The sequence below is a fragment of the Gordonia sp. KTR9 genome (assembly GCF_000143885.2).
Taxonomy (GTDB): Bacteria; Actinomycetota; Actinomycetes; order Mycobacteriales; family Mycobacteriaceae; genus Gordonia.
On the sequence record NC_018581.1, the window covers coordinates 4,300,372 to 4,325,989 of the forward strand.

General features: G+C 67.9%; 28 protein-coding genes. 6 read left to right on the forward strand and 22 right to left on the reverse strand.

Translation table 11 applies throughout. The features are described from left to right. Nucleotides 1–73 precede the first annotated feature (73 nt). The 3 genes from mftC to mftA all read right to left on the reverse strand — a co-directional run bounded on the left by mftC (nt 74) and on the right by mftA (nt 1,977). Nucleotides 74–1,369, reverse strand: a complete 1,296-nt coding sequence (gene mftC / locus KTR9_RS19970; RefSeq protein WP_010842289.1) for a mycofactocin radical SAM maturase — start codon at nt 1,367–1,369, stop codon at nt 74–76. A 147-nt stretch (nt 1,370–1,516) separates the two neighbouring features. Further along, nucleotides 1,517–1,870 carry a mycofactocin biosynthesis chaperone MftB gene (mftB, locus tag KTR9_RS19975; RefSeq protein ID WP_010842290.1) on the reverse strand — a complete coding sequence of 118 codons (354 nt, stop codon included), beginning with the start codon at nt 1,868–1,870 and terminating at the stop codon, nt 1,517–1,519. Next, nucleotides 1,870–1,977: a mycofactocin precursor MftA gene (mftA, locus tag KTR9_RS19980; RefSeq protein ID WP_010842291.1), complete on the reverse strand. Its 108-nt coding sequence runs from the start codon at nt 1,975–1,977 to the stop codon at nt 1,870–1,872. The genes mftB and mftA overlap by 1 nt, the downstream gene beginning before the upstream one ends. 158 nt (nt 1,978–2,135) lie before the next feature. On the opposite strand from mftA, the gene mftR reads away from it, so the two are divergent. The 3 genes from mftR (at nt 2,136) to KTR9_RS19995 (ending at nt 4,384) form a co-directional block, all read left to right on the forward strand. Then, nucleotides 2,136–2,753 carry a mycofactocin system transcriptional regulator gene (mftR, locus tag KTR9_RS19985; RefSeq protein WP_014927873.1) on the forward strand — a complete coding sequence of 206 codons (618 nt, stop codon included), beginning with the start codon at nt 2,136–2,138 and terminating at the stop codon, nt 2,751–2,753. A gap of 130 nt (nt 2,754–2,883) precedes the next feature. Continuing rightward, nucleotides 2,884–3,942, forward strand: coding sequence for a ferredoxin--NADP reductase (locus tag KTR9_RS19990; RefSeq protein WP_014928750.1), 1,059 nt, complete (start codon nt 2,884–2,886; stop codon nt 3,940–3,942). Between the two features lie 112 nt (nt 3,943–4,054). After that, on the forward strand, nt 4,055–4,384 hold the full coding sequence (locus KTR9_RS19995) for a DoxX family protein (protein ID WP_425307023.1): 330 nt from the start codon (nt 4,055–4,057) through the stop codon (nt 4,382–4,384). Between the two features lie 329 nt (nt 4,385–4,713). Here the strand turns inward: KTR9_RS19995 and KTR9_RS20000 are convergent, their stop codons facing one another. The 10 genes from KTR9_RS20000 to KTR9_RS20045 all read right to left on the reverse strand — a co-directional run bounded on the left by KTR9_RS20000 (nt 4,714) and on the right by KTR9_RS20045 (nt 12,129). After that, entirely contained in the window at nt 4,714–5,445 is a 732-nt protein-coding gene (locus KTR9_RS20000) for a DNA alkylation repair protein (RefSeq protein ID WP_014927874.1), read from the reverse strand. Nucleotides 5,446–5,452: 7 nt separating this feature from the next. Continuing rightward, nucleotides 5,453–6,646: an NAD(P)/FAD-dependent oxidoreductase gene (locus KTR9_RS20005; protein ID WP_014927875.1), complete on the reverse strand. Its 1,194-nt coding sequence runs from the start codon at nt 6,644–6,646 to the stop codon at nt 5,453–5,455. Nucleotides 6,647–6,729: 83 nt separating this feature from the next. Then, the gene (locus tag KTR9_RS20010) at nt 6,730–7,305 is read right to left on the reverse strand and encodes a hypothetical protein (RefSeq protein WP_014927876.1); all 576 of its coding nucleotides are present in this window, start codon (nt 7,303–7,305) and stop codon (nt 6,730–6,732) included. Continuing rightward, a complete protein-coding gene (locus KTR9_RS20015) occupies nt 7,302–7,940 on the reverse strand; it encodes a hypothetical protein (protein ID WP_014927877.1) in 639 nt (212 codons plus the stop codon). The genes KTR9_RS20010 and KTR9_RS20015 overlap by 4 nt, the downstream gene beginning before the upstream one ends. Before the next feature lie 31 nt (nt 7,941–7,971). Continuing rightward, nucleotides 7,972–8,511 carry a hypothetical protein gene (locus KTR9_RS20020; protein ID WP_014927878.1) on the reverse strand — a complete coding sequence of 180 codons (540 nt, stop codon included), beginning with the start codon at nt 8,509–8,511 and terminating at the stop codon, nt 7,972–7,974. Next, the gene (locus tag KTR9_RS20025) at nt 8,508–9,131 is read right to left on the reverse strand and encodes a hypothetical protein (RefSeq protein WP_044507149.1); all 624 of its coding nucleotides are present in this window, start codon (nt 9,129–9,131) and stop codon (nt 8,508–8,510) included. The genes KTR9_RS20020 and KTR9_RS20025 overlap by 4 nt, the downstream gene beginning before the upstream one ends. Further along, nucleotides 9,128–10,057 carry an SDR family oxidoreductase gene (locus tag KTR9_RS20030; protein WP_014927880.1) on the reverse strand — a complete coding sequence of 310 codons (930 nt, stop codon included), beginning with the start codon at nt 10,055–10,057 and terminating at the stop codon, nt 9,128–9,130. The genes KTR9_RS20025 and KTR9_RS20030 overlap by 4 nt, the downstream gene beginning before the upstream one ends. 81 nt (nt 10,058–10,138) lie before the next feature. After that, on the reverse strand, nt 10,139–10,771 hold the full coding sequence (locus KTR9_RS20035; RefSeq protein ID WP_035716915.1) for a TetR/AcrR family transcriptional regulator: 633 nt from the start codon (nt 10,769–10,771) through the stop codon (nt 10,139–10,141). After that, complete coding sequence (locus KTR9_RS20040; RefSeq protein ID WP_148281219.1) at nt 10,768–11,001, reverse strand: hypothetical protein; 234 nt, start codon at nt 10,999–11,001, stop codon at nt 10,768–10,770. Before KTR9_RS20040 ends, KTR9_RS20035 begins: the two co-directional genes overlap by 4 nt. 99 nt (nt 11,002–11,100) lie before the next feature. Beyond that, nucleotides 11,101–12,129, reverse strand: coding sequence for an o-succinylbenzoate synthase (locus KTR9_RS20045; RefSeq protein WP_014927882.1), 1,029 nt, complete (start codon nt 12,127–12,129; stop codon nt 11,101–11,103). A gap of 83 nt (nt 12,130–12,212) precedes the next feature. On the opposite strand from KTR9_RS20045, the gene KTR9_RS20050 reads away from it, so the two are divergent. Next, nucleotides 12,213–13,151, forward strand: a complete 939-nt coding sequence (locus KTR9_RS20050) for an oxygenase MpaB family protein (RefSeq protein ID WP_044507154.1) — start codon at nt 12,213–12,215, stop codon at nt 13,149–13,151. A gap of 249 nt (nt 13,152–13,400) precedes the next feature. Here KTR9_RS20050 and KTR9_RS20055 read toward each other — a convergent pair whose 3' ends face one another. The 3 genes from KTR9_RS20055 to KTR9_RS20065 form a co-directional block, all read right to left on the reverse strand. Continuing rightward, the gene (locus KTR9_RS20055; RefSeq protein ID WP_014927884.1) at nt 13,401–14,147 is read right to left on the reverse strand and encodes an alpha/beta fold hydrolase; all 747 of its coding nucleotides are present in this window, start codon (nt 14,145–14,147) and stop codon (nt 13,401–13,403) included. A gap of 79 nt (nt 14,148–14,226) precedes the next feature. Next, nucleotides 14,227–15,138, reverse strand: a complete 912-nt coding sequence (locus KTR9_RS20060; protein WP_014927885.1) for an alpha/beta hydrolase — start codon at nt 15,136–15,138, stop codon at nt 14,227–14,229. Nucleotides 15,139–15,349: 211 nt separating this feature from the next. Beyond that, nucleotides 15,350–16,243, reverse strand: coding sequence for an SHOCT domain-containing protein (locus KTR9_RS20065; RefSeq protein ID WP_238553949.1), 894 nt, complete (start codon nt 16,241–16,243; stop codon nt 15,350–15,352). A gap of 232 nt (nt 16,244–16,475) precedes the next feature. On the opposite strand from KTR9_RS20065, the gene KTR9_RS20070 reads away from it, so the two are divergent. Then, entirely contained in the window at nt 16,476–17,348 is an 873-nt protein-coding gene (locus KTR9_RS20070) for a CDP-diacylglycerol diphosphatase (protein WP_014927887.1), read from the forward strand. Nucleotides 17,349–17,448: 100 nt separating this feature from the next. On the opposite strand, the gene tuf is transcribed toward KTR9_RS20070, so the two are convergent. From tuf to KTR9_RS20100, 6 genes are all read right to left on the reverse strand, one after another. After that, the gene (gene tuf / locus KTR9_RS20075) at nt 17,449–18,639 is read right to left on the reverse strand and encodes an elongation factor Tu (protein WP_010840506.1); all 1,191 of its coding nucleotides are present in this window, start codon (nt 18,637–18,639) and stop codon (nt 17,449–17,451) included. 107 nt (nt 18,640–18,746) lie between these two features. Continuing rightward, complete coding sequence (fusA, locus tag KTR9_RS20080; protein WP_010840507.1) at nt 18,747–20,852, reverse strand: elongation factor G; 2,106 nt, start codon at nt 20,850–20,852, stop codon at nt 18,747–18,749. Nucleotides 20,853–20,943: 91 nt separating this feature from the next. Next, complete coding sequence (gene rpsG / locus KTR9_RS20085; protein WP_004020595.1) at nt 20,944–21,414, reverse strand: 30S ribosomal protein S7; 471 nt, start codon at nt 21,412–21,414, stop codon at nt 20,944–20,946. Between the two features lie 6 nt (nt 21,415–21,420). Continuing rightward, nucleotides 21,421–21,792 carry a 30S ribosomal protein S12 gene (gene rpsL / locus KTR9_RS20090; RefSeq protein ID WP_004020596.1) on the reverse strand — a complete coding sequence of 124 codons (372 nt, stop codon included), beginning with the start codon at nt 21,790–21,792 and terminating at the stop codon, nt 21,421–21,423. Between the two features lie 453 nt (nt 21,793–22,245). Further along, nucleotides 22,246–22,968, reverse strand: coding sequence for a hypothetical protein (locus tag KTR9_RS20095; RefSeq protein WP_238553950.1), 723 nt, complete (start codon nt 22,966–22,968; stop codon nt 22,246–22,248). 44 nt (nt 22,969–23,012) lie between these two features. Then, on the reverse strand, nt 23,013–23,888 hold the full coding sequence (locus KTR9_RS20100) for an exodeoxyribonuclease III (RefSeq protein WP_044508145.1): 876 nt from the start codon (nt 23,886–23,888) through the stop codon (nt 23,013–23,015). Between the two features lie 327 nt (nt 23,889–24,215). Between KTR9_RS20100 and KTR9_RS20105 the strand changes: the two genes are divergently transcribed. Beyond that, on the forward strand, nt 24,216–25,613 hold the full coding sequence (locus tag KTR9_RS20105; protein ID WP_238553952.1) for a helix-turn-helix domain-containing protein: 1,398 nt from the start codon (nt 24,216–24,218) through the stop codon (nt 25,611–25,613). Nucleotides 25,614–25,618: the final 5 nt, after the last annotated feature.

A 25,618-nucleotide genomic window follows, 5' to 3' on the forward strand; every position in this document is an offset into this window, starting at 1 on the left:
CGCCTACCCGGCACTCATGGAGACGGGGCGCCGATCGGTGAGGACGGCGCGCCCGTGGTGTACCGCGGGCGGACTACCGCGCGGCAGGGGTGAACCCGGCGAGCGGGTTCTCGTCACAGGACTTCGTGGGGCGCGAGGCCACCGGCGTCAGGTCACCGTCGGGACGACGGGTCATCAGGGTCAGCGGCGTTCCACGCGAATGGTCCTTGTTCGCAGTCGGTTTCATGCGGTCTCCGGCGAGGAGTTCTTCGCCGTATCCCTGGACGCACTCCGGGTCGGGTCCGGCCAGCGGCAACCCGGTGAAGAACTTCGCCGCCATGCACCCGCCGCGGCAGGCGTCGAAATGCGCACACTTCGTGCACGCCCCGGCATTCTGCGGCTCGCGCAACTCGGTGAACAGATCCGACCGCTGCCAGATCTCCTGGAAGCCGCCGTCGGAGAGGATGTTGCCGGCGAGGAAGTTCTCGTGGATCGCGAACGGGCACGCGTACACGTCGCCGACCGGATCGATCAGGCAGACCACGCGTCCCGCACCGCAGAGGTTGAGTCCCGGCAGGCCTCCGCCGGAGTCCGAACCGAACGCCGACAGGTGGAAGAACGAATCGCCCGTGAGCACCCGATCACCGTGTGCGACAAGCCAGTCGTAGAGTTCGCGCTGCTGTTGCGGCAGCGGGTGCAGGTCGTCCCACACGTCGGCGCCACGGCCGGAGGGACGCAGTCGGGTGATGCGCAGAGTGGCGTTGTAGCGGTCGGCCAGCGCCTTGAACTCGTCGAGCTGGCTGACGTTCTGCCGTGTCATGACGACACTGATCTTGGCGTCGGCGAAACCGGCCTCGGACAGGTTCTCGAGCGCGCGGACCGCCATGTCGAAGGAACCGGGACCGCGGACCGCGTCGTTGACCTCCGCGGTGGCACCGTCGAGCGAGATCTGGACGTCGACGTAGTCCGACGCCGCGAGTCGCGCGGCCACCTTCTTGTCGATCCGCAGACCGTTGGTCGAGAACTTCACTCCCACCTGGTGACTGGTCGCGTAGTCGACGAGTTCCCAGAAGTCGGGACGCACCGTCGGTTCGCCGCCACCGATGTTGACGTAGAAGACCTGCATGCGCTGCAGCTCGTCGATGATCGCCTTGCACTGTTCGGTGGACAGCTCGCGCGGGTCCCGCTTGCCCGACGACGACAGGCAGTGCACACACGCGAGATTGCACGCGTAGGTCAGTTCCCAGGTGAGGCAGATGGGCGCGTCCAGGCCCTTCTCGAACTGGTCGACGAGCCGACCGACTTTCGGCACCTCGCCGGCTGTCGGTGCGGGTGCGCGAAGCGAATTCGCGAATTCGACTGCGGTGGGCGGCATCTCGATGGTCGTCATCGTTGAGGTCCTTGCGTTCGGGGCTGGCAGTTCAGGGCTGGGGCGCCAGGCCGGGCGGTCGGGGCGGGCACCGGTCGCACCGATGCGGATCGAACGGGGCTGCTGCCGGTCGACATCGTCGTGCGGGGGTCGTCCGACTGGCCGGGGTCAGGCGGGGCGCGGCACGATCATGCCGCTGTCGGCGAGCGCGGTCAGCGCCTGCAGATACAGGGGACGCTGGGCCGGCGAGATCCCGGCGGCGAGGAGCGCGGCCTCTGCGGAGTCGTGGTCGGCGAGGGATTTCACGATGCCCACGACGGTCAGGTTCTTGAGGAACGACAGCTTGCGAGTGCCGAAGTGGTACAGCAGCGCGCCGAACGGTTCCGGCCGCAGCGCCACCTTCGGATTGAGCTGCCACGGCTCGAGCGTGTCGAAACCCGGGGCGTCGGCTGGGGTGTCGAACCGGACCCCGGCGACCGCGGAACGGTCGCCGGAGATCGGATTCGATGTCGGGGCTGACATCAGTAGACCCCGCACATCCCGTCGATCGAGACCTCTTCGACGAGCGACTCGGCGAGGAGCTCGGTGTCGTTCGAGCCGTGGGCTGTCGCGGCGGACTGATCTGCCATGATCCATACCTCCTGGTTGATCGGGTAGTGATGCGGATCACGACAGACTATAGTGGCACTCGGTGCAGAAATCCAGAGGACGCGCGACAACTGTCCGAACGGCCAGGTGAACGGTTGCCTCGCCCCACACGACACCGGTCCCATAGGGTGAGGTTCCGATGACGACGACGCCGCACGACGATCCGCCCGCACGCACGCCGCCGGGCCGGCGCCCGATCACGTCACGCGCGCAGATCAGCGCACTGGCGATTCATCTCTTCACCATCCAGGGCTTCGAGGACACGAGCGTCGACGACATCGCCGAGGCGGCCGGCATAGCCCGGCGCACGCTGTTCCGCTACTACTCGTCGAAGAACGAGATCCCCTGGGGCGAATTCGACGACCACCTCGACGGACTCCGAGCGCTCCTCGCCGGAACCCCGCCGGAGACGCCCATCGCACAAGCACTCGTCGACGCGCTCGTCTCGTTCAACCGGGTACCCGCCGAGGAACTCGACAATCACCGCCGGCGCATGTCACTCCTGCTCGGCGTGCCTGCACTGCAAGCACATTCGATGATCGTCTACGCCGACTGGCGGCAGGTCATCGCCGAGTTCTGCGCCGCCCGGCTGGGCGTGGGAGTCGGCGACCACCTGCCGCAGACCGTCGGCTGGCTGTGCCTGGGCGCCGCACTCGCGGCATATGAGAAGTGGCTCGACGACCCCGACGCCGACCTGGAGGCGCTCATCGAGTCCGGCGCACGGACCATGGCCGACGGCGTTGCCTCCCTGGCATGACTACGCTGGCAACGGTCGCCCAGGTGTCGCCGGAGCCCCTCGTGGGACCCGAGGCAGTTGCGCTAGGCTGAAGTAGAACGTGTTCTAATTTGGGCCGGAGTGCCGGTCCTCGACGGCGGAGACTGCGCACATGTCTGACCTGACCCCTCACGGTTCACGCAGCGTGATCCTCACGGTGTCCGAGGTGATCGACGAGACGGCCGAGGCCAAGTCCATCGCCTTCGAGGTGCCAGAGGCCTCGGCGAAGGCGTTCACCGACTACAAACCGGGGCAGTTCCTGACGCTCCGGATTCCGAGCGAGCAGACCGGATCGGTCGCGCGCTGCTACTCGCTCGCATCGTCGCCGTTCACCGACCCGCAGCCGAAGGTGACCGTGAAGCGCACGGCCGACGGGTACGGATCGAATTGGGTGTGCGACCACCTCTCCCCCGGCACCCAGGTCGAGGTGCTGCCACCGTCCGGGGTGTTCACCCCCAGGTCCTACGACGATCCGCTCCTGCTCATCGCTGCCGGCAGCGGCGTGACACCGGTGATGTCGATCCTCAAGGCCGCCCTCGCGAAGGGTGATGCGCCGATCGTCTTCTTCTATGCCAATCGCGATGTCGCCGACGTCATCTTCGCCGCCGAGCTCCGCGAACTCCTCACCGCCCACCCCGGCCGGCTCACCGTCATCCACTGGCTCGAGTCACTGCAGGGCCTGCCGAGTGCCGCCGCGCTGTCGACGGCCTTCGCCCCGTACGCGGCCTCGCACGTCGCCTACATGTGCGGGCCGGGGCCCTTCATGGATGCCGTGCACAAGGGCCTCGCCGACGCTGATTTCCCGCATCACAACGTGCACACCGAGGTCTACAACTCGCTGTCCGGCGATCCGTTCGCCGACGTCGAACTCGACGAGGTCACCGACGAGGAGCAGGCGGCGGCCGCCACCGTCGAGGTGGAACTCGACGGTGAGACCCACACCCTGACCTGGCCGCGGTCACGCACTCTCATCGACATCATGCTGGCCGCCGGACTCGATGCGCCGTATTCCTGCCAGGAGGGCGAATGCGGTTCCTGTGCTTGCACTCTCACCGAGGGCAGCGTCGACATGGACAACGCGGGCGCGCTCGACCCCGAGGACATCGAGGACGGCTACATCCTCGGCTGTCAGGCGCATCCCACATCGGACACGCTGAAGATCGAATTCTGACAGAGTGGGTTGAGTTCGTGCAGTCGCAGGTCTACCGAAGGAGTACGACGACGTGAACACCCTCCGCGGTTCCCGGCTCGACCCCGTCCAGCTCGCACGCGGCCTCGCCGCCATGCTCATCAGCATCGGCGTGCTGCACTTCGTCGCGCCCAAGCCGTTCGACGAGATCATCCCCGAGGAGATCCCGGGCGATCCCCGGACACTGACCTACGCCTCCGGTGTCGCCGAGATCGGGCTGGGCGCAGCACTTCTCGCGCCGAAGACCCGGCGCGCCGCGGGCGCGGCGTCGGTGTTGCTGTTCCTGGCCGTGTACCCCGCGAACATCAACATGGTCCGCCTCTGGTGGGACAAGCCGCTGCCCTACAAGATCGTGGCCCTCGCCCGGTTGCCCTTCCAGCTGCCGATGATCTGGGCTGCCGCGAAGGTCGCACGCGAGGGCTGACCCTTCGAGGCTCGTCGCTCCTCAGTATCTGCGGCCCGGCGGCCGTCGTGGACTACGAAAGATCACTCGTGAGCGTCCGAATTTCTTGCTCCCTGAGGTGCGAGCGAAGCGAGCCACGAAGGGCATCGCAAGGCAACTCACCAGGCCCTTCGTGGCTCGTCGACCTCGACGCGCTCCTTCGTCGCTTGCTCGGCCCGGCGGCTATCGCTCCTCGCACCTCAGGGACCAGTGGGCATGTGACTCTTTCGGATTAGGGAGCGGAGGGCGAGGCATCGCACCCCAGGGAGCGGAAGGCTCCACGGCGCCAACGGATTCGAGCACGGAGCCGGTCAACGGAGGCCGCGATAGTGCGTGCGTACTTCCGGAGTCCGGTGCTCGAGTGCGTACGTCAGAGCGGTACGGCCCATCCGAGCCGCATTGTCGTCCAGGTAGCCGAGCAGCACGGTCTCATCGACCCGCTTGCCGACCTCGCGCAGCATCCAGCCGAACGCCTTCTGGATCAGATCGCGACGGTCGTCGCGGACGAACGGTGCCACGGCGAGCAGTGCCGTCGCATCCCCGTGCTTGATGAACGCGAAGGTCGCGATGATCCCGACACGTCGTCGCCAGAGGTCGGGGTCCCGCGCGTGCTGCGTGACGAGGTCGAGTTCTCCGGTGCGGCGGCAGTATTCGCCGAGGACCGGATCGGCGGAGGAGTCGACGAGATCCCAGTTGTCGACCCGGCCTCGGCGCACGGCGTCGAGATAGAGGTCGACCCAGCCCCGCCCGTCGCCACCGCGACGCAGCTCGCTGTCGAACTCCTGGCGGAGGAGGAACAGCGCGATCAGCCGGTGCTCGTGGACCGGTGAGTCGAGCAGCTCGACGACCTGATCCGGCGCGATACCGCGGAACCTCGTCGCGATCTCGCGTTGCACGGGTACCCGGATTCCGAGGAATTCGTCGCCTTCCCCGTATCCACCCGGTCGGGCTTGGAAGAACGCGGCCTGTCCGCGTGCGAGCTCTGGATCCGCCACCTCGGCCGCCGCGTCGCGTACCTGCGCGGCGGTGGGCGCGTGCGACATGAGAGGCCTAGAGCAGATCCGCCACGGGCGTGGGGGTCTGGAGTTTCGGCCGGGTCTTCATCACCGCGCCCACCTTGCCCGCGCCCACCACCCCGGAGAGGACACCGTCCCGGCTGTAGTACGCGACGAACTTCTTGCCGTCGTCGTCGACGACGTGGACGTCGTCATCGGCGCGTGGTGCGCCGAGTACCTGGATCTTGACGTCGAACTGGTCGCTCCAGAAGTACGCGACCGACGCGGTGACCGCGTCGCCCCCGGTGATCTGATGGGCGACGACCGACGCCTGCTCGACCGTGTGATTCCAGTGTTCGACGCGGTGCGGAGTGCCGTCCTCGTCGAGCCAGTTGGCGACGTCGCCGAGTGCGTAGATGTTCTCGGCACTGGTGTGTCCGGTTGCGTCGCAGGCGATGCCACCCCCGACGTCGCGCGGGGCGAGTTCGATGCCGGAACCGTCGAGGTATCCCGTCACCGGCGTCGAACCGATGCCGACGACCACGATGTCGGCGGGCAACGTGGTGCCGTCGGTGAGTTCGACGGCATGCACCCGGCCGTGGGAGACGACGATGGTCCCGACTCCGACGCCGGTCCGGAGATCGACGCCGTTCGCGACGTGCAGCCGCGACACCAGCGCGCCGATCTGTTCGCCCAGCGCCACGGCGAGCGGCGTCGGAGCCGGTTCGACGAGGCTGACGGCCACACCGCGTGCGGTGAGCCCGGCGGCCACCTCACATCCGATGAAACCGGCACCGATGACGACTGCGGTGCTCGCGGAATCGATCTCGTCGCGCAGCGCGACCGCGTCGTCGTAGGTGCGGAGCACGTGTACGCCCCGGACGTTCTCGGTGAGACCGGGAAACGGCCGCGGATCGAGGCCGGTGGCCAGCACCAGGGTGCCGTAGGCGACGGTGGCGCCCGAGGCCAGCGTGATCGTCTGATCTGCCGGTGACACCGCGGTCACGGCCTCGCCCAGCCGCAGCGTGATGCCGGCTTCGTCATAGAACTCCGCGGGCTTGAGGTCGACGCGGTCGTCCTTGCCCAGCAGCACCGACTTCGACAGCGGCGGACGATCGTACGGCGGGTGGGCTTCGGCCCCCACGAGCGTGATCGGGTCCGTGAAACCGTTGTTCCGCAGGTTCTCCGCGACCCGGATTCCGCCCAGCCCGGCACCGACGACGACCACGCCCGCGCTCGATCCACTCATCTCTCGTACCCTTCGTCGTCTCTCCCGGTCGACAGCCGTCTGCGCCCGGCGGTCGCGCGGACCGCCCGGGGACAACTCGTGTCTCAACGGGTCACATCGCCGACCGGTTGCAGGTCGGACAGCAGCCAATTCCCGTCGACCTTACGCATAAGTGCCCACCGCGCGGTAGGGGTCCGCGACGGTTTCGCATCGGCGGGCAGCCTAAAGCCTGTAGATTCACCGGGCGCGGTCGCGATGATCTCGTTCACGAACACGAGCACCCGCGCCCGGTCGGGACCGCTCTCGTGCAGGCCGGCACCGACGACCTCACCCGTCACCGAGACCGCCGACGCACGGACACCCGGCACCACGACATCGGCTCCGCGGTTGCGGTACTCCAGGCGGAGCGGGTCGGTGAGCAACGCGTCGGTCGCTCGGCGCCGGTCTGCGGGCTCGTCCGGCGAATAGGTGAGAACCGCACCGACGGCCGCCGACGCGGCCGTCAGGATCTCGGCGCGTCGCTCCTCGGTCGGATCGGAGTCAGGACGCAGCGCGCCCGCGCCGGCGATCACCGCGACCACGAGCAGCAGCACCGACGCGGCGGCCAGAAGCCGTATCCGGGTACGCTCGCGTCTGGCCGGGAGTGGCGGTAGCAACTCGCGGTCTCCGGTGGCGGTCACGGACGCCTCGCCTGGGCGATCTTCCAACCGTCTTCGGTGAGGGTCATCGTGACCAGCGCCGTGACCCGCTCGCCGGTGGTGTCGACCCCGGACCCGTCCCCCGACTCACCCAGGAGGGCCGGATTCGTCGCGTCGGCGACCACCAGCACGTCGACGTCGGCACCGATCTCGTCGGATGTCGGGTCCGTGACGAGCCCTGCCGACACCACCTGTCCGACACTCGAATCCGTCTGCCCGCCCACCTCCGCGACCAGGGCGTCGCGGGCTGCCTCGATCCGCTCCCGCTGGGCTCCGGTGCTCACCTCGGCGACAGCGGTCACGTAGCCCTCGGGATCGGCAGGGTCGGCGGTGAGCATGACGGTGACGGCGCCGCGTGCGGACGCGAGTACGTCGTTCGTCAGCTCCGTCGCCTCGTGCTGCCCGCGGATCTGCCAGCTCAGCACGCCGGCCACCGCGACCAGGACCAGCACGGCGAGTGCCGCTGCGACGAGGGTCCGGCGCAGCAGGCGTGTCCGACGTATCGCACGCGACCGAAGGGCCGGGGCGGCGGCGATCCGGGCGGTGCGCGCCCGGCGCACCGCCGTGTCGACCCGCTCACGGGCGAGTTCGACTCTGGTGGCGCCGGTCTCGTTCATTCCCGCCACCCCCGGAGGCCGTGGAGCGCGGTCATCCGATCACATCCGCGGCGGAGAGACGCCACGCGTCGCCCGAGCGCACGAACCGGGCGAGGACCGAACGGCGCACCGTCGTCGCCGGCCGGTCGGCGGAGCGAACGGTCACCGCGACGCGTAACAACGCTTCCCCCTCCTGCGCGTCGGCCGCGACGATGCTGACGATCTCGGGTCGCCAGGTCACCGACGACGTTCCCTCGGGCGGCGGTCGATCGAGCTGGGCACCGTAGCTGTCCGTGAAGTCCTCGGCGACCAGGGCTCGCGCACGGGCACGGTCCTGCTGCCACCTTTCCGCGTCGACGGAGAAGACCTCCGAGACGATCGCACCGGCCTGCGTCCGCAGCTCGTCCCGGCTCTCCGCGACATCGGCGCCCGCTCGCTGCGAATCCCACAGCGCGAGCACGACGACGAGCGTCGTCACCAGAACGACCGTCGCGATCACGATGCGGACAGCTGCGACGCGCGCGGAGACGGTCCGCGCCGTCGCCCGTCCCGGGTGTCCTCCGGCCGCTCCGGATGTCGTCGTCGGTCTCATGGGAGGTACTGCACCGCCCCGAGTTTGAGGCTGCCGTCGTCCGGTGTGACAAGGACCCGCAACCGGAATCTGCGTGCCTGGTCGTCGGTCTCATCCGGTGAGCCGGGGCGCGCGAACACGACGGTGGCGGCGATGAGGACCGTGGCGGAGTCCCCGTCCCGGGCCGATATCCCGGTGCCGTCGACCGAGGACTCCGCGACAGTGCCGTTGGCACGGACGAATTCGGTGTAGCTGTCCGCGGACTGGGCGAACTCGTCATAGAAGGCCCCTGTGGCACCGGCGAGGATCCGCTGGGCTCGCCGGTCATCGCGGCTGTCCGGCGCGATGAGCACTTCGACCCGTTCGGCTGCGGCCGACTGGAGTTCGGCGTCGGAGTAGCGCGCACGGTCTCGCGTCCACGCGGTCACCGCGACCGCGGCCAGCGCGAGGGCCACGACGAGTACGAGGACCGCGACGACCCACCGCCGCCGGGGAAGGCGACGCCGGAGTCCGGCGTCCACCTCGATCCTGTGCAATTCGTCCAGTGCCTCGCGCAGCTCGCGTCTGGCCGCCCGATCGGCAGCGATGTCGCGCGCCCCGGACGAGGCCGCCGGCCGACCACTCGTGTCCGCCACCTTCACGACGACAGGGGCGTGCTCTCCTGGGGCTGCGTCAGGCTCGCGCCCACCGCCCTAGTGTCGACCTTCTCGCCGCGGATCCGGCTGGAGTATGCGGCGCGGGCCTGTTGGTCGGGGCTCAGGAAGATCGAGTCGAGCTTGGTCAGCTTGCGCGAGAGACGCTTCATCGCCTGCGGGAACAGCGGACTCGACTCGGCCCATCGCATCGACCGCGGCGCGTAGACCCGGGTGACCGGCCGCGCGATCGTCTGCACGACGATCGAGGCCACCTCGCCGGGCTCGACGGTCTGGATGAACTTGTTGGTCTGCAGGCCCGAGATCAGGGCGGTACGGGTGAATGTCGGGAGCACCGCGCTGACCGTGACGCCCTGCGGTTCGAGTTCGGCGCCGAGCGCCTCGGAGAACTCGATGACGGCCGCCTTGGCGCCGTTGTAGATCGTGAGACCGGGGGTCGGGATGCGTCCGGCCGTCGATGCGATGTTCACGATGTGACCGGCGCGGCGCGGCGCCATCCGGCGGGCCGCCTCCTGGCAGCCGATGATCACGCCGAGCACGTCGATCTCGTAGGTGCGGCGGATGATCGTGTCGTCATAGGACAGGAACGGGCCGACCGGCATGATCCCCGCGTTGTTCACGAGCACGTCGATCGGTCCCAGCCGCGCCTCGACCTCGGTCAGGAAGGCGTCGAAGGACTCGCGCTTGGTCACGTCCACCTCGATGCCCTCGATGCCGAGGTCGGCGGCGGCCTTGCCCACGGCTTCCGAATCCACATCGCCGATGGCCACCTTGGCGCCCGCGTCGAACAGCTGCGTCGCGGTCTCGAATCCGATGCCGCGCGCGCCACCGGTGACGACCACGACCTTGTCCCGTAACGCGGCGCGGATGGCGTCGTGATCGGGTGTTCGGGACAGCCTGTCGCGCAGACTCATTGGATCTCCTTCGGTGGGTGCGGACTTCGAACAGCGGGCGCGGGGTGCGACGGACCGGGCCCGTTCATCCCCGGCCGGGGTTCACCAGATCATCGGCGCCAGGAACTTCGACGCGAAGTCCCGAACGCGCTGCGGTTCGTTACGGGCGGGGTCCGAGGGCGGCGTCTCCAGGAGCGAGATCACCAGCCGCACATGGATCTCCACTGCTTCCAGCAGATCTTCGACGGGCATCTGCGCGCCCTCGTCGCGGAGTGTGGCAGCAACCCGGTCGGTGACCATGTCGATGAACAACGACGTCATCTTCGCGGTGACGCTCTTGATCTCGGAGTCGGTGAGGACGATGCGGCTGAGCAACGGGTCGGAGTTGACCCATTCGGCGCCGACGGCGAATGCCTCCACCAGCGCGGCCTTCGGGCCGAGGCCCTTCACCGAGGCCTCGAGCTTCTGCATGCCGGTCTCGTAGGCGTCGTTCGCCACCGCGTAGAGCAGCGCGTCCTTGTTGGGGAAGCGACGGTACAACGTACTGCGGCTCACCCCGGCGCGGGCGGCGACCTCGTCGATGTTGGCGCGGCGGACGCCGACCTCGGCGAACTCGGCCCCGGCAGCGGCGAGGATCGCCGCTTCCTGGTCGGCCGGGCTGGCGGTGTTGCGGACCTTCCGTGTCGACGTCCTGGCCCTGCTGTCGGTCTTCGTTCCGGTGTCTGCCACGGTCATCGCCGCCACACCGTGACAGGGAGCTCGTCCTCCGCGGGTACCGGCCACTGGTTGCCGCCCAGCCTGCGCTGCGTGATCGTCGTGATCTCCATCTGGTCAAAATACAACCCGGGGCCTGCGTGCACGCGGTCGCCGAGAGCGCCGCCCGCGGCCATCGCCACGACTTGGTCCGAGCAGGAGGTACCGGGCAGACCCATCCCCGTCGGCGCAGCCGCCAGATCCGAAGCCATGCTCATCCCTCTCCCGCTCGAGTTGTCCGTGAAGCGTCGGCCACACTGTGACCCACATCGCATCCTAGACCATGATGAGACAGATCGGAAAAAGCGTTCCTATCGAGCGGCGTGGGCGTCGGCGTTCCAGCGCGCCGCGAGCAGCCGATGGCACCGCCGCACACGCTCCCGCCACCAGTGCTGCCGATCCGGCCCGACCGCGAGCCCGGCCGTCGCCACGGAGGCGCCGGGGCCGAACCATCGAACTCCGACCGTGCCGTCGACCATCTGGAACGACGCCGCGACATCCGCGGTGAGCAGCGATCCGGTTCCCAGTCCGCACGCGAGTTCCAGGCGCGGCAGGGCAGCAGCGGCGGCGACGCCCGCGGCCATCCCGACCGCGCTGTCAAGGGCGCTCGAGACCACGATCTCGAGTCCGAGGTCGTCGGCGAGGTCGAGGGTCGCCCGCATCCCGCCGAGCGGAGCCACCTTGACCACGGCGACGTCCGCGGCGTCGGCGGCCACCACTCGATACGGGTCCTCGGCTTTTCTGATCGATTCGTCGGCGGCGATCGGCACCGACACCGATCGACGCACCGCAGCCAGTTCCTCGACTGTGCGACAAGGCTGTTCCGCGTACTCGACGTCTCCGATGGCACGCAACGCGGCGACGGCCTCGTCGACGGTCCAGCCCCCGTTCGCATCGACGCGGACCCGGTCGATGACCGCTCGCGTCGCCGCGACCCGCGCGACGTCGTCGTCGAGCGTCTGACCGGGTTCGGCGACCTTGACCTTCGCGGTCCCCGCGCCGGGGTAACGCTCCAGCAGGGTGGCGACCTCGTCGGCGGGGATCGCGGGCACGGTCGCATTGACCGGGACGGTCTCGCGAACGGCGCCGGGGGGCCCGACCCAGGCGGCCTCGAGGCCGGCCCGCAACCACGACGACGCCTCCTTGTCGTCGTATTCGACGAACGGCCCGAACTCACCCCATCCCGCCGGCCCGGCGAAGATCATCGTCTCCCGGGCGGTCAGGCCGCGGAACCTCGTGCGCATCGGCAGCCGTACTGCGACCGCGGAGGCGAGGACGTCCTCGACGTCGGGAAGCGCCCAGTCCTGCCGTCGTGTCTCCCGTTGTCGGCCGCGCGTCATCGGACCTCCCTCTCCGCATGCGGATCACCCGCGTCGTTGAAACAACCTTCCAAGTTTGTTCCAAGTGCGATATTCTCGCCGCCATGTCAGTCAACCAGGGATTCGACGCCGGCATCCGCGAGGCGGAACCGATGATCGTCGACGACACTCCGGACACCGCGGGCGAGATCGCCTCGCCGCGCCTCGGTGCCGACTCGCTCGTGTGGAAGTTCTACGGCGACAACCGAGGCCTGCTCGGCTTCCAGCGTCTGGCCGGCACGGAGAACTGCATCGAGCAGCTCGGCCAGGCCGTGCTCGACCATTCGGTCATCTTCAGCGACTTCCTCGGTCGGGCCAAGCGCACCGGGCCGCCGGTCATGCGGACCGTCTACAGCACCGAGCCGGAGAAGTGGGGACGCACGGTGCGCGACTTCCACAAGGACATCAAGGGCACCATCAGCGACGGATCGCGCTACCACGCACTCAATCCGGAACTGTTCTACTGGGCGCACGCGACCTTCGTCGACCAGGTCCTCTACATCACCGACACCTTCATCCGGCGCCTGTCCTACGCCGAGAAGGTCCAGATCTTCGAGGAGAGCAAGACCTGGTACCAGCTCTACGGGGTCAGCGACCGGGGGCAACCGCAGACGTACGAGGAGTTCGTCCAGTACTGGGACGACATGCTCGACCGCTTCGTGCCGCACAAGACGATCGTCTATGCCACCGGTTACATCCGGCAGGGGCTCCCGCGGCCCAAGAAGATTCCCGCACCCGTGTGGAAGATCGTGTCGCTTCCGTTGAACGCCTTCATCCGAACGGTCGTCGTCGGGACGCTGCCCCCACAGATGCGCGCGGTCTGCGATCTGGAGTGGAACGAGCGACGCGAGAAGAACTTCCAGCGTTTCGCCGCCCTCATGCGGGCCGCCAATCCACTGATCAACAAGTTGCCGCTCAAGTACCTCTACGTCCCGTGGGCCTACGACGCCTGGCGCAAGGTCGGGATCGACCCGAGGCCGCTGCACAACAAGCCCGCGCGATAACGCACCGGCGCCTCACCTCACCCGCTCCCTAATCCGAAAGAATCACACCCCCCTGGTCCCGGAGGTGCGAGGAGCGATAGCGACGAGCCACGAAGGGCCTGGTGAGAAGCCTTGCGAGACCCTTCGTGGCTCGCTTCGCTCGCACCTCAGGGAGCAAGAAATTCGGACGCTCACGAGTGTTCTTTCGTAGTCCACGACGGCCGCCAGGCCGCAGATACTGAGGAGCGAGCGTGCGAGCGTCTCGAAGGGTCAGTGCCCGAGAAATCCGTCGACGTGTGCGACGAACTCCGCGGCGCGGTCACGGTGGACGCTGTGACCCGCCTCGATGGTGACGAACCGCGAGTCCGGCAGGGCCTCGCTGAGGGTCTGCAGGTGGCGCGGGGGCAGGAAACTCTTCTCGCCACCGGAGATGACCAGGGCGGCGGCCTGCACATCCGGCAGTTCCGACCACCAGTGCGGTGCACAGACATCGAACTCGGCGACGATCTGGTCGCCCATCCGCCCATCGAATCGGATGACCGGAAAGGGATTGCGCGCCAACGCGATCAGTCCACGAACCTGCTCACCCAGCGTGGCGCGCATCGCGATGCCCTCGGACAGGTCGGCCTCGTCACGGGGCATCGGCGGCACCTCCTCGAGGACCAGGCGCCGGATCCGGGACGGCTCGAGCATGGCGAAACGTAGCGCGGTGTGGGCCCCGAGAGAGTGGCCGACCACGTCGGCGACCGCGATGCCGAGGGTGTCGAGGACGTAGGCCAGATCGTCGCGGAAGTCGTCGAGCCGATAGACATCTCGGGCCCGTCCGCTGCGTCCGTGTCCGCGAAGGTCGACGCTGATCACCGCGCGTCCGCGGGCGCGGAGAGCCGCCGCGAGGCGACGCCAGGTCGAATGATCCGACGCCATGCCGTGCACGAGGACGACGGGCACGCCACGGTCGGCTTCGCCCGCGACCCGGACCGCCAGGTCGGGGGCGCCGCTTCGACGCAGAACACGCATGACCGTCAGCTTACGAGCGTCGGCGGTGCGTCCGCCGTCACAGTCCACACCAGCGCGTGGGTCCCGGACGGACCGGTTCTCATCGGTCGCGGAACCAGCCGCTGTTCGTGGCACGCCACACCATGTCCTCCCAGTACCCCCAGGTATGGGTCCCCACCGACGGGAAGTCCGTCGTGACCGGGATGCCCTGCAGCGCGGCGGCGACCTCGAACGACCGGGTCTGCGCCAGCGACACGACCTCCAGCGGGGTGCCCTTGACCGAGGCGACGGCGTCGGCGTTGTGCGGACCCCACGTCGCCGATCCCGAGCCGATGCGGATCTTCATGCCGCGCATCCGGGGCAGTTGGACGAGGGCGTCGTTACGGGCCCACCGGTCACTCCACGGCGGCCCCCACATGGCGTCGGCACTGAACGGGCCGACGCCCGCGCCGATCCCGGCGTCGATCAACGCGAGTCGCACGGCCTCCCGCATGGTGGGTGCGGACAGGTTCAGGTACCCGGACATCGAGAACACGTGCGATATGCGCTTGCGGTGATACGCCCCGTAGACCATCGCGGCGTTGCCGCCCATGGAGATACCCATCATCGCGTATTTGCCTGCCGCGCCGACGGCGAGACCGCGTGCGTCGAGTTCGCGCACGATCGTGTTCAGCCGGCACGTCCATCGATACCGATAACCGATCTTGTTGGCCGGACTGGCCGCTTCCCAGTCGGTGTAGAAGCTCGCGAGCCCTCCGACGGGCTGGACCACGTTGACGCCGGCGTCGGCGATGCGCTGGATACGGGTGTCTCGTCGCCACCCGCTGATGTCGCCGGTCGCACGGAGACCGTCGAGCGCGATCACGGTCTTGTAGTTGCCCCAGCGGGTCCAGGTGTCCACCGGGGTGGTCGGCATGCCGCAGCCGGTCACGTGGAACCTGCTGAACGTCGCAGAGGCGGATGCATTGCCCGATCCGAAGGTGATCACACCGACCACGGCAAGAAGCGTCAAGGAGAGAGCCAGGGCTCGTCGTCGACGGGCGAGACGGCGAGGCCGTAGTGAGAACTGCACTGACGAACAGTAATTCGACGGCGATTCGCGATGCCACAGCTGTGACCAGAGGGCATCGACATCGATACCGGGCGGTGACCACAGTGGCTATAGTGATCAAAGTTGCTGATGTGACAACCGGTTCACCACGCCGCAGAAGGTGTGCTGACCATCAGAGATCGTCGACGATGCGCTGTCGCGCCCGCGCGTACTCCTCCTCGGTGATCGTTCCGGCACGGCGCAGTTCGTCGAGCGAGGCAAGCCGCTCCGCCGGCGATCGACCGGCGTCGGCCACCCCGCCCACCCCGGCGCCGGGCTTGGCGAAGAACGGCGAGTCCGTCCGGGACGGCGTCGCCGAGTCCGTCCGGACGCCGGCCCAGCCACGGACGACGTCCATGACCTCCGCGCGCGCCGCGGGATTCGAACGCAGATCGATGACGCCGCTCCCCGCCACCCCGTGTCGCCCGAGGATCTGCAGGATCTCGCTCAGCGGCTCCGCCTGACCGGTGAGATCGTAGGTACGACCGTCTTCTTCCGAGGTGAACCTGGCGGGCACCGTCCCGGCGAGCAAGGCCGTTGCCTGCCAATCGATCTCGAAGTCCTGGGTGTCGGGGTCGACCATCACCGCCAGCCGCCGGGCAGACAGCAACGGCTGCTGGTAGTACGGGACGACCTTCCGGGTCGACACCTCGAAGGGCACCAGCCCGTCTGCCCGGATCCGCAACCCCAGCTTCATCATCGGCTGGTCGTTGATCTCGACACCCGTCTGACCGATGGAGGTGATCTCGGCGATGCCGAATACCCCCGCGGCACGCAGCCGTTCGAGCTTGGCGCCGCCGCGGTAGTTGAACCACGCGATTCCCACGCCGAGAAGGACATCGAGAACGGTGACGCCGATCCCGGTCCACAGCATCCACTCGGTGTCGGGCGCATCGATCACGAAGTAGGCGACGAGGAAGATCGGCCCGACGATCCCGCACAGCATGACAAAGGCGAAAGTGCCCACGGCACTCCACACGTGGGCAGGAACACGAGGTCCGGTCCCCGACTCTCCGAACATGGTCATGCGCGAACTCTAATTCGCGGACCTCCTCCGGGGAAGCCTGAAGTCCATCGCGTCCCGCCATGGAACGACACGTTCACACATCATTCGGAATCCGCGCCGGAAACGCGTGTTTCGCGGCACTTCGCTCGAGCAGAACGTGCCTGATCTGCACGTTCTCGCCCAACCCGGGCGAGTCGGGTGGCACACTCTGCGCTCAGATGAGCACGCCGAGCTCACAATCGAGAGGTTCCCCATGCACGACACCCACTCGCATCGGTTCACCCGGCTCCTCACGACCTTGGCCGTCAGCACGGCCGTCGTCGCGAGTACGGCCCTGAGTGGAGGCGGGGTCGCCTCGGCCGCACCACCGACGCCCACTCAGAAACTCTGCGGCCAAGCCGGCGACAATCCGAAAACCGACAACCGACTCTGGCTATGGGGGCAGGTGAAGAACACGACACCCAAGAAACTCGGCAGCAACCTCGAAGTCGTCCAACCCGCGGCACAGGTACAACCGAATCCGAAGAAGCCGAAGTACTACGCGGTTCGCCACGGCGGCGACAGCAAAGGGGTCAACGACGACTTCCTGGTCGTGCCCACCAACCGCGTACGCGGCATCGAATGCCCCTACCTGTGGGACGGCTCGCAGTTGAATCTGTGGAGCGCCGCGTGGTGGCAGGGCGGCAAGCGCGTCGCCAAGGATCCGGCCAAACCCCTTGCCATCGGGGTGAACTCGGTCGAAAAGCGGGGCCAGGACCAACTCCATCTCCACATGGCCCAGGTGTACCCCGGCACACTGCGCGATCTAAGAGCCATCCCGCAGCCCGAGACGAACCTGTACGCATGGACGAAGACCGACGTCATCCTGAACGTCGATCCCGCGAAGACCCCTAATTCGAAGCGACACTTCCATGTCGTGAAGTACACCGGTGGACTCCCCGACCTGTTCAAGGTCCTGCACGGTCAGATGACGGCCTCGCAGGACATCGGAAAGTACTCGATCGCAGTCGTCGACGCCGGCCAGCCCAATACCTATTTCGTACTCGCCAGCACACCGACTCTCGGCGGAGGAACCGCCACAGGTACCGGGTCGATGGACGAGATCTACGCCTGGGTCCACAAGTAGGAGCCGACCCCCGTCGGAATGGGCCGACGACAAAGGCGCCCGGCCACTGTCGTGACCGGGCGCCTTTGTCGACTCAGAGAGTCAGTGCGTCAGGACAAGATCACTTGGTGATCTTGGTGACTCGACCCGCACCGACGGTGCGGCCACCCTCGCGGATGGCGAAACGCAGGCCCTCGTCCATGGCGACCGGCTGTATGAGCTTGACGCTCATCTCGGTGTTGTCGCCCGGCATGACCATCTCGGTGCCCTCGGGGAGGGTCACGACGCCGGTCACGTCCGTAGTGCGGAAGTAGAACTGCGGACGGTAGTTGTTGAAGAACGGGGTGTGACGGCCGCCCTCGTCCTTGGACAGGATGTACGCCTGGCCCTCGAACTCGGTGTGCGGGGTCGTGGTGCCCGGCTTCACGATGACCTGACCGCGCTCGACGTCCTCACGCTTGAGGCCGCGGAGCAGCAGACCGGCGTTGTCGCCTGCCTGTGCGGAATCGAGGAGCTTGTGGAACATCTCGATACCGGTGACGGTGGTCTTGGTGCTCTTCTCGCGGATGCCGACGATCTCGACTTCCTCGTTCACGTTGACCTCGCCGCGCTCCACACGACCGGTGACAACGGTGCCACGGCCGGTGATGGTGAAGACGTCCTCGACGGGCATGAGGAACGGCTTCTCGGTCTCGCGGACCGGGTCCGGGATCGACTCGTCGACGGCAGCCATGAGCTCTTCGACCGACTTGGTCCACTCGGGGTCACCCTCGAGGGCCTTGAGAGCCGAGACCTTGACGACCGGGGCTTCCTCGTCGAACTCCTGGGCGGCCAGCAGTTCGCGGACCTCCATCTCGACGAGCTCGATGATCTCCTCGTCGTCGACCATGTCGGCCTTGTTCAGGGCGACCAGGATGTAGGGCACACCGACCTGGCGGGCCAGCAGCACGTGCTCGCGGGTCTGCGGCATCGGGCCGTCGGTGGCGGCGACCACGAGGATCGCGCCGTCCATCTGGGCAGCACCGGTGATCATGTTCTTGATGTAGTCGGCGTGACCGGGGGCGTCGACGTGGGCGTAGTGACGCTTCTCGGTCTCGTACTCGACGTGCGAGATGTTGATCGTGATACCGCGAGCTTTTTCCTCGGGAGCCTTGTCGATCTGATCGAACGCGAAGCTCTTGTTGAGGTCCGGGTACTTGTCGTGCAGCACCTTGGTGATGGCCGCGGTCAGCGTGGTCTTGCCGTGGTCGACGTGACCGATGGTGCCGATGTTCACGTGCGGCTTGGTCCGCTCGAACTTCGCCTTCGCCACTTGATTGTCCTCCTGGACTGTTGTTGCTCTACTGGGCGGATCCCAGCAGGGGTTTTCTTCTTACGTTGGTGCGCAGAACGGGTCGGCGCATGTCGCTAGGACCGGATTTACTCGCCGGTGGCCTTCGCGATGATTTCCTTCGACACGTTCGCGGGAACCTCCGCGTACGAATCGAACACCATGGAGTAGTTTGCCCGGCCCTGGGTCTTCGACCGGAGGTCTCCGATGTAGCCGAACATCTCCGACAGCGGCACCTGTGCCTTGACGACACGCGCACCACTGCGCTCCTCCATGGCCTGGATCTGGCCACGGCGGGAGTTCAGGTCGCCGATCACGTCACCCATGTAGTCCTCGGGTGTCGTGACCTCGACGGCCATGATGGGCTCGAGGATGACCGGACTGGCCATCCGCGCAGCTTCCTTCAGGGCCTGCGAGCCGGCGATCTTGAACGCCATCTCCGAGGAGTCGACGTCGTGGTACTGACCGTCGAGCAGGGTGACCTTCAGGTTGACCAGCGGGTAACCGGCGAGGACACCGTACTGCATGGCGTCCTGGGCTCCGGCGTCCACCGACGGGATGTACTCGCGCGGGACGCGACCACCGGTGACGGCGTTGGCGAACTCGTAGGTCGCACCGTCCTCGGCGTCCACGAGGGGCTCGAGCTTGATGATGACCTTCGCGAACTGGCCCGACCCACCGGTCTGCTTCTTGTGGGTGAACTCATGCTTCTCGACCGTCTTGCGGATGGTCTCGCGGTAGGCGACCTGCGGCTTGCCGACGTTGGCCTCGACCTTGAACTCGCGCTTCATGCGGTCGACCAGGATGTCGAGGTGGAGCTCGCCCATACCGCCGATGACGGTCTGGCCGGTCTCCTCGTCGAGCTTCACCGAGAAGGTGGGGTCCTCTTCGGCGAGCTTCTGGATCGCGGTGCCCAGCTTCTCCTGGTCGGACTTGGTCTTCGGCTCGATCGAGACGTTGATGACCGGGTCCGGGAAGCTCATGGACTCGAGCACGATCGGCGCGGCCGAATCGCACAGGGTGTCACCGGTGGTGGTGTCCTTGAGTCCGATCATCGCGTAGATGTGACCCGCGGTGGCGTCCTCGACCGGCATCTCCTTGTTGGCGTGCATCTGGAAGAGCTTGCCGATGCGCTCTTTCTTGCCCTTGGTCGCGTTGAGCACCTGGGTGCCCGCCGTGATGTGGCCCGAGTAGACACGCACGAAGGTGAGCTTGCCGAAGAACGGGTGAGCCGCGATCTTGAACGCGAGAGCCGAGAACGGCTCGTCCGCGGACGGCTTGCGCGAGAGGATCTCCTCCTCGTCGCCCACGGCGTGACCCTCGACCGACGGCACGTCCAGCGGGGACGGCAGGTAGTCGATGATCGCGTCGAGCATGGGCTGGACGCCCTTGTTCTTGAACGCCGAACCACAGATCACCGGGTAGTACTCGCGGGCGATCGTGAGCTTGCGGATCGCGGCCTTGATCTCCGCGACGGTCAGCTCTTCGCCGCCGAAGTACTTCTCGAGCAGCGCCTCGTCGGTCTCGGCGACCGTCTCGAGGAGCTTCTCGCGGTACTCCGCGGCCTGGTCGGCCAGGTCCGCGGGGATCTCCTCGATGGTCGGCTCGGCGCCGATCTCGACGGTTCCGCGCCAGGTGATGGCCTTCTGCTCGATGAGGTCGACGACACCGTCGAAGTTGTCCTCGGCACCGATCGGCAGCTGGAGGACCAGCGGCTTGGCGCCGAGGCGCTCCTCGATGGTGCGCACGGTGAAGAAGAAGTCCGCACCGAGCTTGTCCATCTTGTTGACGAAGCAGATGCGCGGGACGTCGTACTTCTCCGCCTGACGCCAGACCTGCTCGGACTGCGGTTCGACGCCTTCCTTGCCGTCGAACACGGCGACCGCGCCGTCGAGCACGCGGAGGCTGCGCTCCACCTCGACGGTGAAGTCGACGTGGCCGGGGGTGTCGATGATGTTGATCTGGTTCTTGTTCCAGAAACACGTCACCGCCGCGGAGGTGATGGTGATCCCCCGCTCCTTCTCCTGCTCCATCCAGTCGGTGGTCGAGGCACCGTCGTGGGTTTCACCGATCTTGTAGTTCACACCGGTGTAGAAGAGGATTCGCTCGGTGGCGGTGGTCTTGCCGGCATCGATGTGGGCCATGATGCCGATGTTGCGCACCTTGTTCAGGTCGCTGAGCACTTCCTGTGCCACTTAATCGCCTCGCATTTTCGCTAGAGCTGTTGGGTCTGGGGGTGGGACCGTCCGCGGCGTCGGTGTTCTCCGACGCCGCGGACGGCGGGTGTCACCAGCGGTAGTGCGCGAACGCCCGGTTGGCCTCGGCCATCTTGTGGGTGTCCTCGCGGCGCTTCACCGAAGCACCGAGACCGTTGGACGCGTCCAGCAGCTCGTTGGCGAGACGCTCGACCATGGTCTTCTCACGACGCTGACGGCTGAAGCTGACGAGCCAGCGGAGCGCGAGGGTGTTGGCGCGGTTCGGCTTGACCTCGATCGGCACCTGGTAGGTGGCACCACCGACGCGGCGGCTCTTCACCTCGAGGGTGGGCTTCACGTTGTCGAGGGCGCGCTTGAGGGTGACGACCGGATCGGTGCCGGTCTTGTCGCGAGCCTGCTCGAGCGCGCCGTAGACGATGCGCTCGGCGGTCGACTTCTTGCCGTCCAGCAGGATCTTGTTGACCAGCTGGGTCACCAGCGGCGAACCGTAGACGGGGTCGTTGATGAGGGGGCGCTTCGGCGCGGGTCCTTTACGTGGCATGACTTATCAGTTCCCCTTCTTTGCGCCGTAGCGGCTGCGAGCCTGCTTGCGGTCCTTGACACCCTGGGTGTCGAGCGAGCCGCGGATGATCTTGTAGCGCACACCCGGGAGGTCCTTCACACGACCGCCGCGGACGAGCACCATCGAGTGCTCCTGCAGGTTGTGGCCTTCGCCGGGGATGTACGCGGTGACCTCGACCGAGCTGGTCAGGCGCACACGGGCGACCTTGCGCAGCGCCGAGTTCGGCTTCTTGGGGGTGGTGGTGTAGACGCGGGTGCACACGCCACGACGCTGCGGGCTTCCCTTGAGGGCCGCGGTCTTGGTCTTGGCGGCCTTGTCATGACGGCCCTTGCGGACCAGCTGATTGATGGTTGGCACTAGGTGTTCGTTCCTCTTTGTCATCGGTTGTGGTTGGTGCTCCGGGCAAGCACGAAAACCGGCTCGCAGCCTGTTTTCGTGGCTTCCACAACTCGCCCCACCAGCACGTATGTGCTGGTCAGTACATTTTCGCTACCCCGAGGTCGGGCGTGTCATACACTCGACAGCGGATTCGCCTGTCAGTCCCTCTGCCGGCCGTACCCCGAGAAACTCGGCGGCTCGAGAGCCGTTGGGCAGGCATGCGGACTGGCCCAGCATGGGCCGGGCACCGACGATCCACTCTACCGATCGGGTTTACACAGGTCAAAAAACGGATCCTGCGCGCAACCAGCAGGTGAACGGGTTGTGTGCGATCGGCTTCGGGTGACGCTCGTGCACGGCGCACCCCTCTCACTTCATACACCTCGAAACCGCAGGCGTCGAGGGCGGAGAACGGCCGGGCGGGTGGCACGGTCATCGGCGTCGGCGGGGACTCCTGAGCTGCTCGATCTCGTGCAGGTACGGGCTGTTCGGATCGCGCGGACGCCGCGTGGGGGAGGACTGGCCGGCGAACCACCGGTCGACGACGGTCGCATGCCGTTCCACGTCGCCCCGGCGCAGCGCGCGGTGGGTGGCGTCGGCGTCGTGCATGCCGTAGACGTCCTCGCCCAGTTCGTACCGGGCCTGGTCGGCCAGCGCGTCGGCGAGGAACTCCCCGGGCGAGGTCGCGGCCGTGATCTGCCAGGCGTGGACCAGCTCGTGGATCAGCAGCTGCGCCGGCGCCGGATATGCCCCGGTGCCGGTGCCCAGGGGCGCGTCGAACGCCGTTCCGAGGTTGCACAGGATGCGTCCGTCGACCGCGGGCAGGGTGAACGCGCGCCGACCGCGACCGGCCAGATCGGTGAGGACGACGTCGTCGAGCCAGCTAGCTGTCCCGAACACCTCCTCGGCGGTGCGGCGTTCGACCTCGGTCAGCCCGCGGTACCGCACGCGGCGTCGGACGACGGCCGCCGACACCAGGCCCGCGCCGAGCGCCGCGACGATCCCGAGCGGGCCGAACCACATGGTCACCGCCAGCAGGTGAACCGAGACGAGGACACCGGCCGTGGCCGCCGGACCCCCGCCGAGTCGTCCGGCACCGCAGCGTTTCGCGACGGACAGCACGGCGCCGAGCAGTCGTCCGTAAGTCCTCGCCACCGCGGCGACCGGACGACGGAGGCGAGGGTCGGCCGCCGAGCGGGTCACTCCGGCGTCTGCGGCAGTTTCACCTTCGCCGCACCGGGTTTCGCCGGGTTCGACGGCGGCGGGACCACCGGCCCGATGTCTCCGTCGGGGGCCTCGTCGAGGTCGACGATGACGGGCGCGTGGTCGCTGGGCTTGCTGCCCTTGCGCGCTTTCCGGTCGATCCAGGCGGCCGCCACCCGATCGGCGGCCGATTCGCCGGCCAGGATCAGGTCGATGCGCATCCCGAGGTCCTTGTGGAACATCCCGGCGCGGTAATCCCAGTAGCTGAACACGCGGTCGTCGGGCCACCGGTCCCGGACCACGTCGCGCAGGCCCATCGATGCGAAGGTCGCCAGCGCGGCGCGCTCGGGCGGCGTCACATGGGTGTGTCCCACGTACGCGCCGGGATCGAACACGTCGGCGTCGGCGGGCGCGATGTTCATGTCGCCGCACAGGAGCGTCGTGGCGGGGTCGTCGACCGCGCGGGCCAGCGCCGCCAGCCATTCGAGTTTGTAGCCGTAGTGGTCCGAGTCCGGCGAGCGGCCGTTGGGCACGTACAGCGAGTGGATGCGCAGTCCCCCGCACACCGCCGACACCGCCCGCGCCTCGAGGGTCGACGGGTCGGGGTATCCGGGCATGCCGTCGAACCCGATGCGGACGTCGTCGAGTCCGACCCGCGACAGCAGCGCCACCCCGTTCCACTGCCCCTGTCCGGCGTGCGCGATCTCGTATCCGCGTTCGGCGAGCTCGGTGCCCAGCGACTCGTGGAAGGCCGCGTCGGAGATTTTGGTCTCCTGCAGGCACACCACGTCGGGTCGACGTTCGTCCAGCCACGGCAGCAGGCGCGGGATCCGCTGCTTCACCGAGTTCACATTCCAGGTCGCCACGCGCATGCGACCACGGTAGTACGCCCGGACCAGGCCCCCGAGACCGCGGAGCAGGGACCCGACCTTTCCTTCCACGGTGATGTATGTCACGTTGGTGGCATCGACACGCTGCACCGCACCTCCGATTCCGCGCCCCGACGAGCCGTCATCGAGCACTCGTGGCGCCGCTCGGCGCTGTCCGGGGTCCGACCCGGGGACCGGACCCCGACGCAGGTCCAGGACATCGCCGCCGCCGATCCGCTGCTCGACGCCGCGCGCCCGGTACTCGACGATGCCGCCGCCCGACTCGCCGGCACCGACGTCTCGCTGCTGCTCGTCGACCACGAGTGCCGGATGGTGACCCGGGTGGCGTTCGGCACGACGGTGGAGCGCAGACTCGACGCGATCGGCGCGTCGCCGGGTGTGCCGTTCGGCGAGGACGTCGTCGGGACCACGGCCCTCGGTACCCCGGCGGAGACCCGGGGCGGGATCGTCGTCAACGGAGCCGAGCACTACCTCGAGCAGTTCAAGTCGATCAGTTGTTTCGGGCAGCCGATCATCCATCCGGCCACCCGCAGGCTCGCCGGGATCATCTGCATGTCCGAGATCGCCGACCGCATCAACCCGCTGGCGATCCCCGTGGTGAACGGGATCGTCGCCGACATCGCCGACCGTCTGCTCGACCGCTCGCGCGCCCATCAACGGTGCGTCCTCGACGCGTTCCAGCGTGCCGCGCCACGGCGCGACCTGGCCGTCGCCGCCATCGGCGACGACCTCCAGCTCACGAATGCCCTTGCCGCCGAACTACTCTCACCCACCGACATCGGCGCCCTGCGGATCGTCGCGACCGATCCCGCACTGCGGGCGACGGTGCTACCGCTGACGCTGGTGTCCGGCGCCGAGGTGGAGATCGCGGTCGAACCCGTGCCGGGCGCCTGCGGCGCAGCGTTGTTCCGGTTCCGGCCGGTCACCGAGCCGCCCACGACGCGGTCCGCACCGCCGACCGCCCCGTCCCGCACGAGCGTCGCGATCACCGGTGAACCGGGCACCGGACGCAGCACCCACGCGGCCACGCTCGCCGCGGAGGCCGATCGGCCGGCGGTGATCGTCGATGTGGCCGACGAACTCATCAGCGGACGGCGCCCCGACATCCCCGCGTATGTCGGACGTGCCCGATCGATGAACACTCCGCTGGTCATCGACGGCGTCGACCTGCTCGACGCACAGTCGGTCGCGCTGCTCGGCCGCGTGGCGGTGTCGAGTTGGCGGGAGTCGCCGCTGATCGTCGTCGGCGGGCCTCGAGACCAGGCGAGCCCGGGTGTGGCCGCCCTCCTGGCGCGGTGTGCGACGCGGGTCGACCTCGCGCCGCTGCGTCATCGGACCTCGGAGCTGGCGGCGATCGCGAGCAGCGCGCTGACCGGCATCGACCCGGAGCTCTCGCTGTCCGGATCGGCGACGGACGCGCTGCTGTGCGATGACTGGCCCGGCAACCTCACCGAGCTCAACTCCGTACTCCGGCAGGCCGCGGCGGCGTGCCGAGCCCGCGCGGCGCGTGTCGTCGAGTCGAGCGACCTGCCACCCGCGTATCGGACGACCAGTCGGGCCGCGCACCTGTCCGGCCGGGAGCAGGCCGAGCGCACGGCCATCGTCGAGGCACTCGACCGGGCCCGTGGCAACAAGGTGCACGCCGCGAAGGATCTCGGCATCAGCCGCACGACGCTGTACTCGCGGATGCGCGCGCTGGACATCTGAGCCGG

What these genes read in the sequence shown, in the direction of transcription:
- KTR9_RS20100 (WP_044508145.1), bottom strand. Translation starts at nt 23,888, where the DNA reads ATGCGCGTGGCGACCTGGAATGTGAACTCGGTGAAGCAGCGGATCCCG.
- KTR9_RS20105 (WP_238553952.1), top strand. Translation starts at nt 24,216, where the DNA reads ATGGTGACCCGGGTGGCGTTCGGCACGACGGTGGAGCGCAGACTCGAC.
- KTR9_RS20005 (WP_014927875.1), bottom strand. Translation starts at nt 6,646, where the DNA reads ATGAGTGGATCGAGCGCGGGCGTGGTCGTCGTCGGTGCCGGGCTGGGC.
- KTR9_RS20020 (WP_014927878.1), bottom strand. Translation starts at nt 8,511, where the DNA reads ATGAGACCGACGACGACATCCGGAGCGGCCGGAGGACACCCGGGACGG.
- mftA (WP_010842291.1), bottom strand. Translation starts at nt 1,977, where the DNA reads ATGGCAGATCAGTCCGCCGCGACAGCCCACGGCTCGAACGACACCGAG.
- mftB (WP_010842290.1), bottom strand. Translation starts at nt 1,870, where the DNA reads ATGTCAGCCCCGACATCGAATCCGATCTCCGGCGACCGTTCCGCGGTC.
- KTR9_RS20035 (WP_035716915.1), bottom strand. Translation starts at nt 10,771, where the DNA reads ATGACCGTGGCAGACACCGGAACGAAGACCGACAGCAGGGCCAGGACG.
- KTR9_RS20050 (WP_044507154.1), top strand. Translation starts at nt 12,213, where the DNA reads ATGTCAGTCAACCAGGGATTCGACGCCGGCATCCGCGAGGCGGAACCG.
- KTR9_RS20070 (WP_014927887.1), top strand. Translation starts at nt 16,476, where the DNA reads ATGCACGACACCCACTCGCATCGGTTCACCCGGCTCCTCACGACCTTG.
- KTR9_RS20040 (WP_148281219.1), bottom strand. Translation starts at nt 11,001, where the DNA reads ATGGCTTCGGATCTGGCGGCTGCGCCGACGGGGATGGGTCTGCCCGGT.
- KTR9_RS19995 (WP_425307023.1), top strand. Translation starts at nt 4,055, where the DNA reads ATGCTCATCAGCATCGGCGTGCTGCACTTCGTCGCGCCCAAGCCGTTC.
- mftR (WP_014927873.1), top strand. Translation starts at nt 2,136, where the DNA reads ATGACGACGACGCCGCACGACGATCCGCCCGCACGCACGCCGCCGGGC.
- KTR9_RS20065 (WP_238553949.1), bottom strand. Translation starts at nt 16,243, where the DNA reads ATGACCATGTTCGGAGAGTCGGGGACCGGACCTCGTGTTCCTGCCCAC.
- KTR9_RS19990 (WP_014928750.1), top strand. Translation starts at nt 2,884, where the DNA reads ATGTCTGACCTGACCCCTCACGGTTCACGCAGCGTGATCCTCACGGTG.
- KTR9_RS20015 (WP_014927877.1), bottom strand. Translation starts at nt 7,940, where the DNA reads ATGAACGAGACCGGCGCCACCAGAGTCGAACTCGCCCGTGAGCGGGTC.
- KTR9_RS20030 (WP_014927880.1), bottom strand. Translation starts at nt 10,057, where the DNA reads ATGAGTCTGCGCGACAGGCTGTCCCGAACACCCGATCACGACGCCATC.
- KTR9_RS20000 (WP_014927874.1), bottom strand. Translation starts at nt 5,445, where the DNA reads ATGTCGCACGCGCCCACCGCCGCGCAGGTACGCGACGCGGCGGCCGAG.
- KTR9_RS20055 (WP_014927884.1), bottom strand. Translation starts at nt 14,147, where the DNA reads ATGCGTGTTCTGCGTCGAAGCGGCGCCCCCGACCTGGCGGTCCGGGTC.
- mftC (WP_010842289.1), bottom strand. Translation starts at nt 1,369, where the DNA reads ATGACGACCATCGAGATGCCGCCCACCGCAGTCGAATTCGCGAATTCG.
- KTR9_RS20045 (WP_014927882.1), bottom strand. Translation starts at nt 12,129, where the DNA reads ATGACGCGCGGCCGACAACGGGAGACACGACGGCAGGACTGGGCGCTT.
- rpsG (WP_004020595.1), bottom strand. Translation starts at nt 21,414, where the DNA reads ATGCCACGTAAAGGACCCGCGCCGAAGCGCCCCCTCATCAACGACCCC.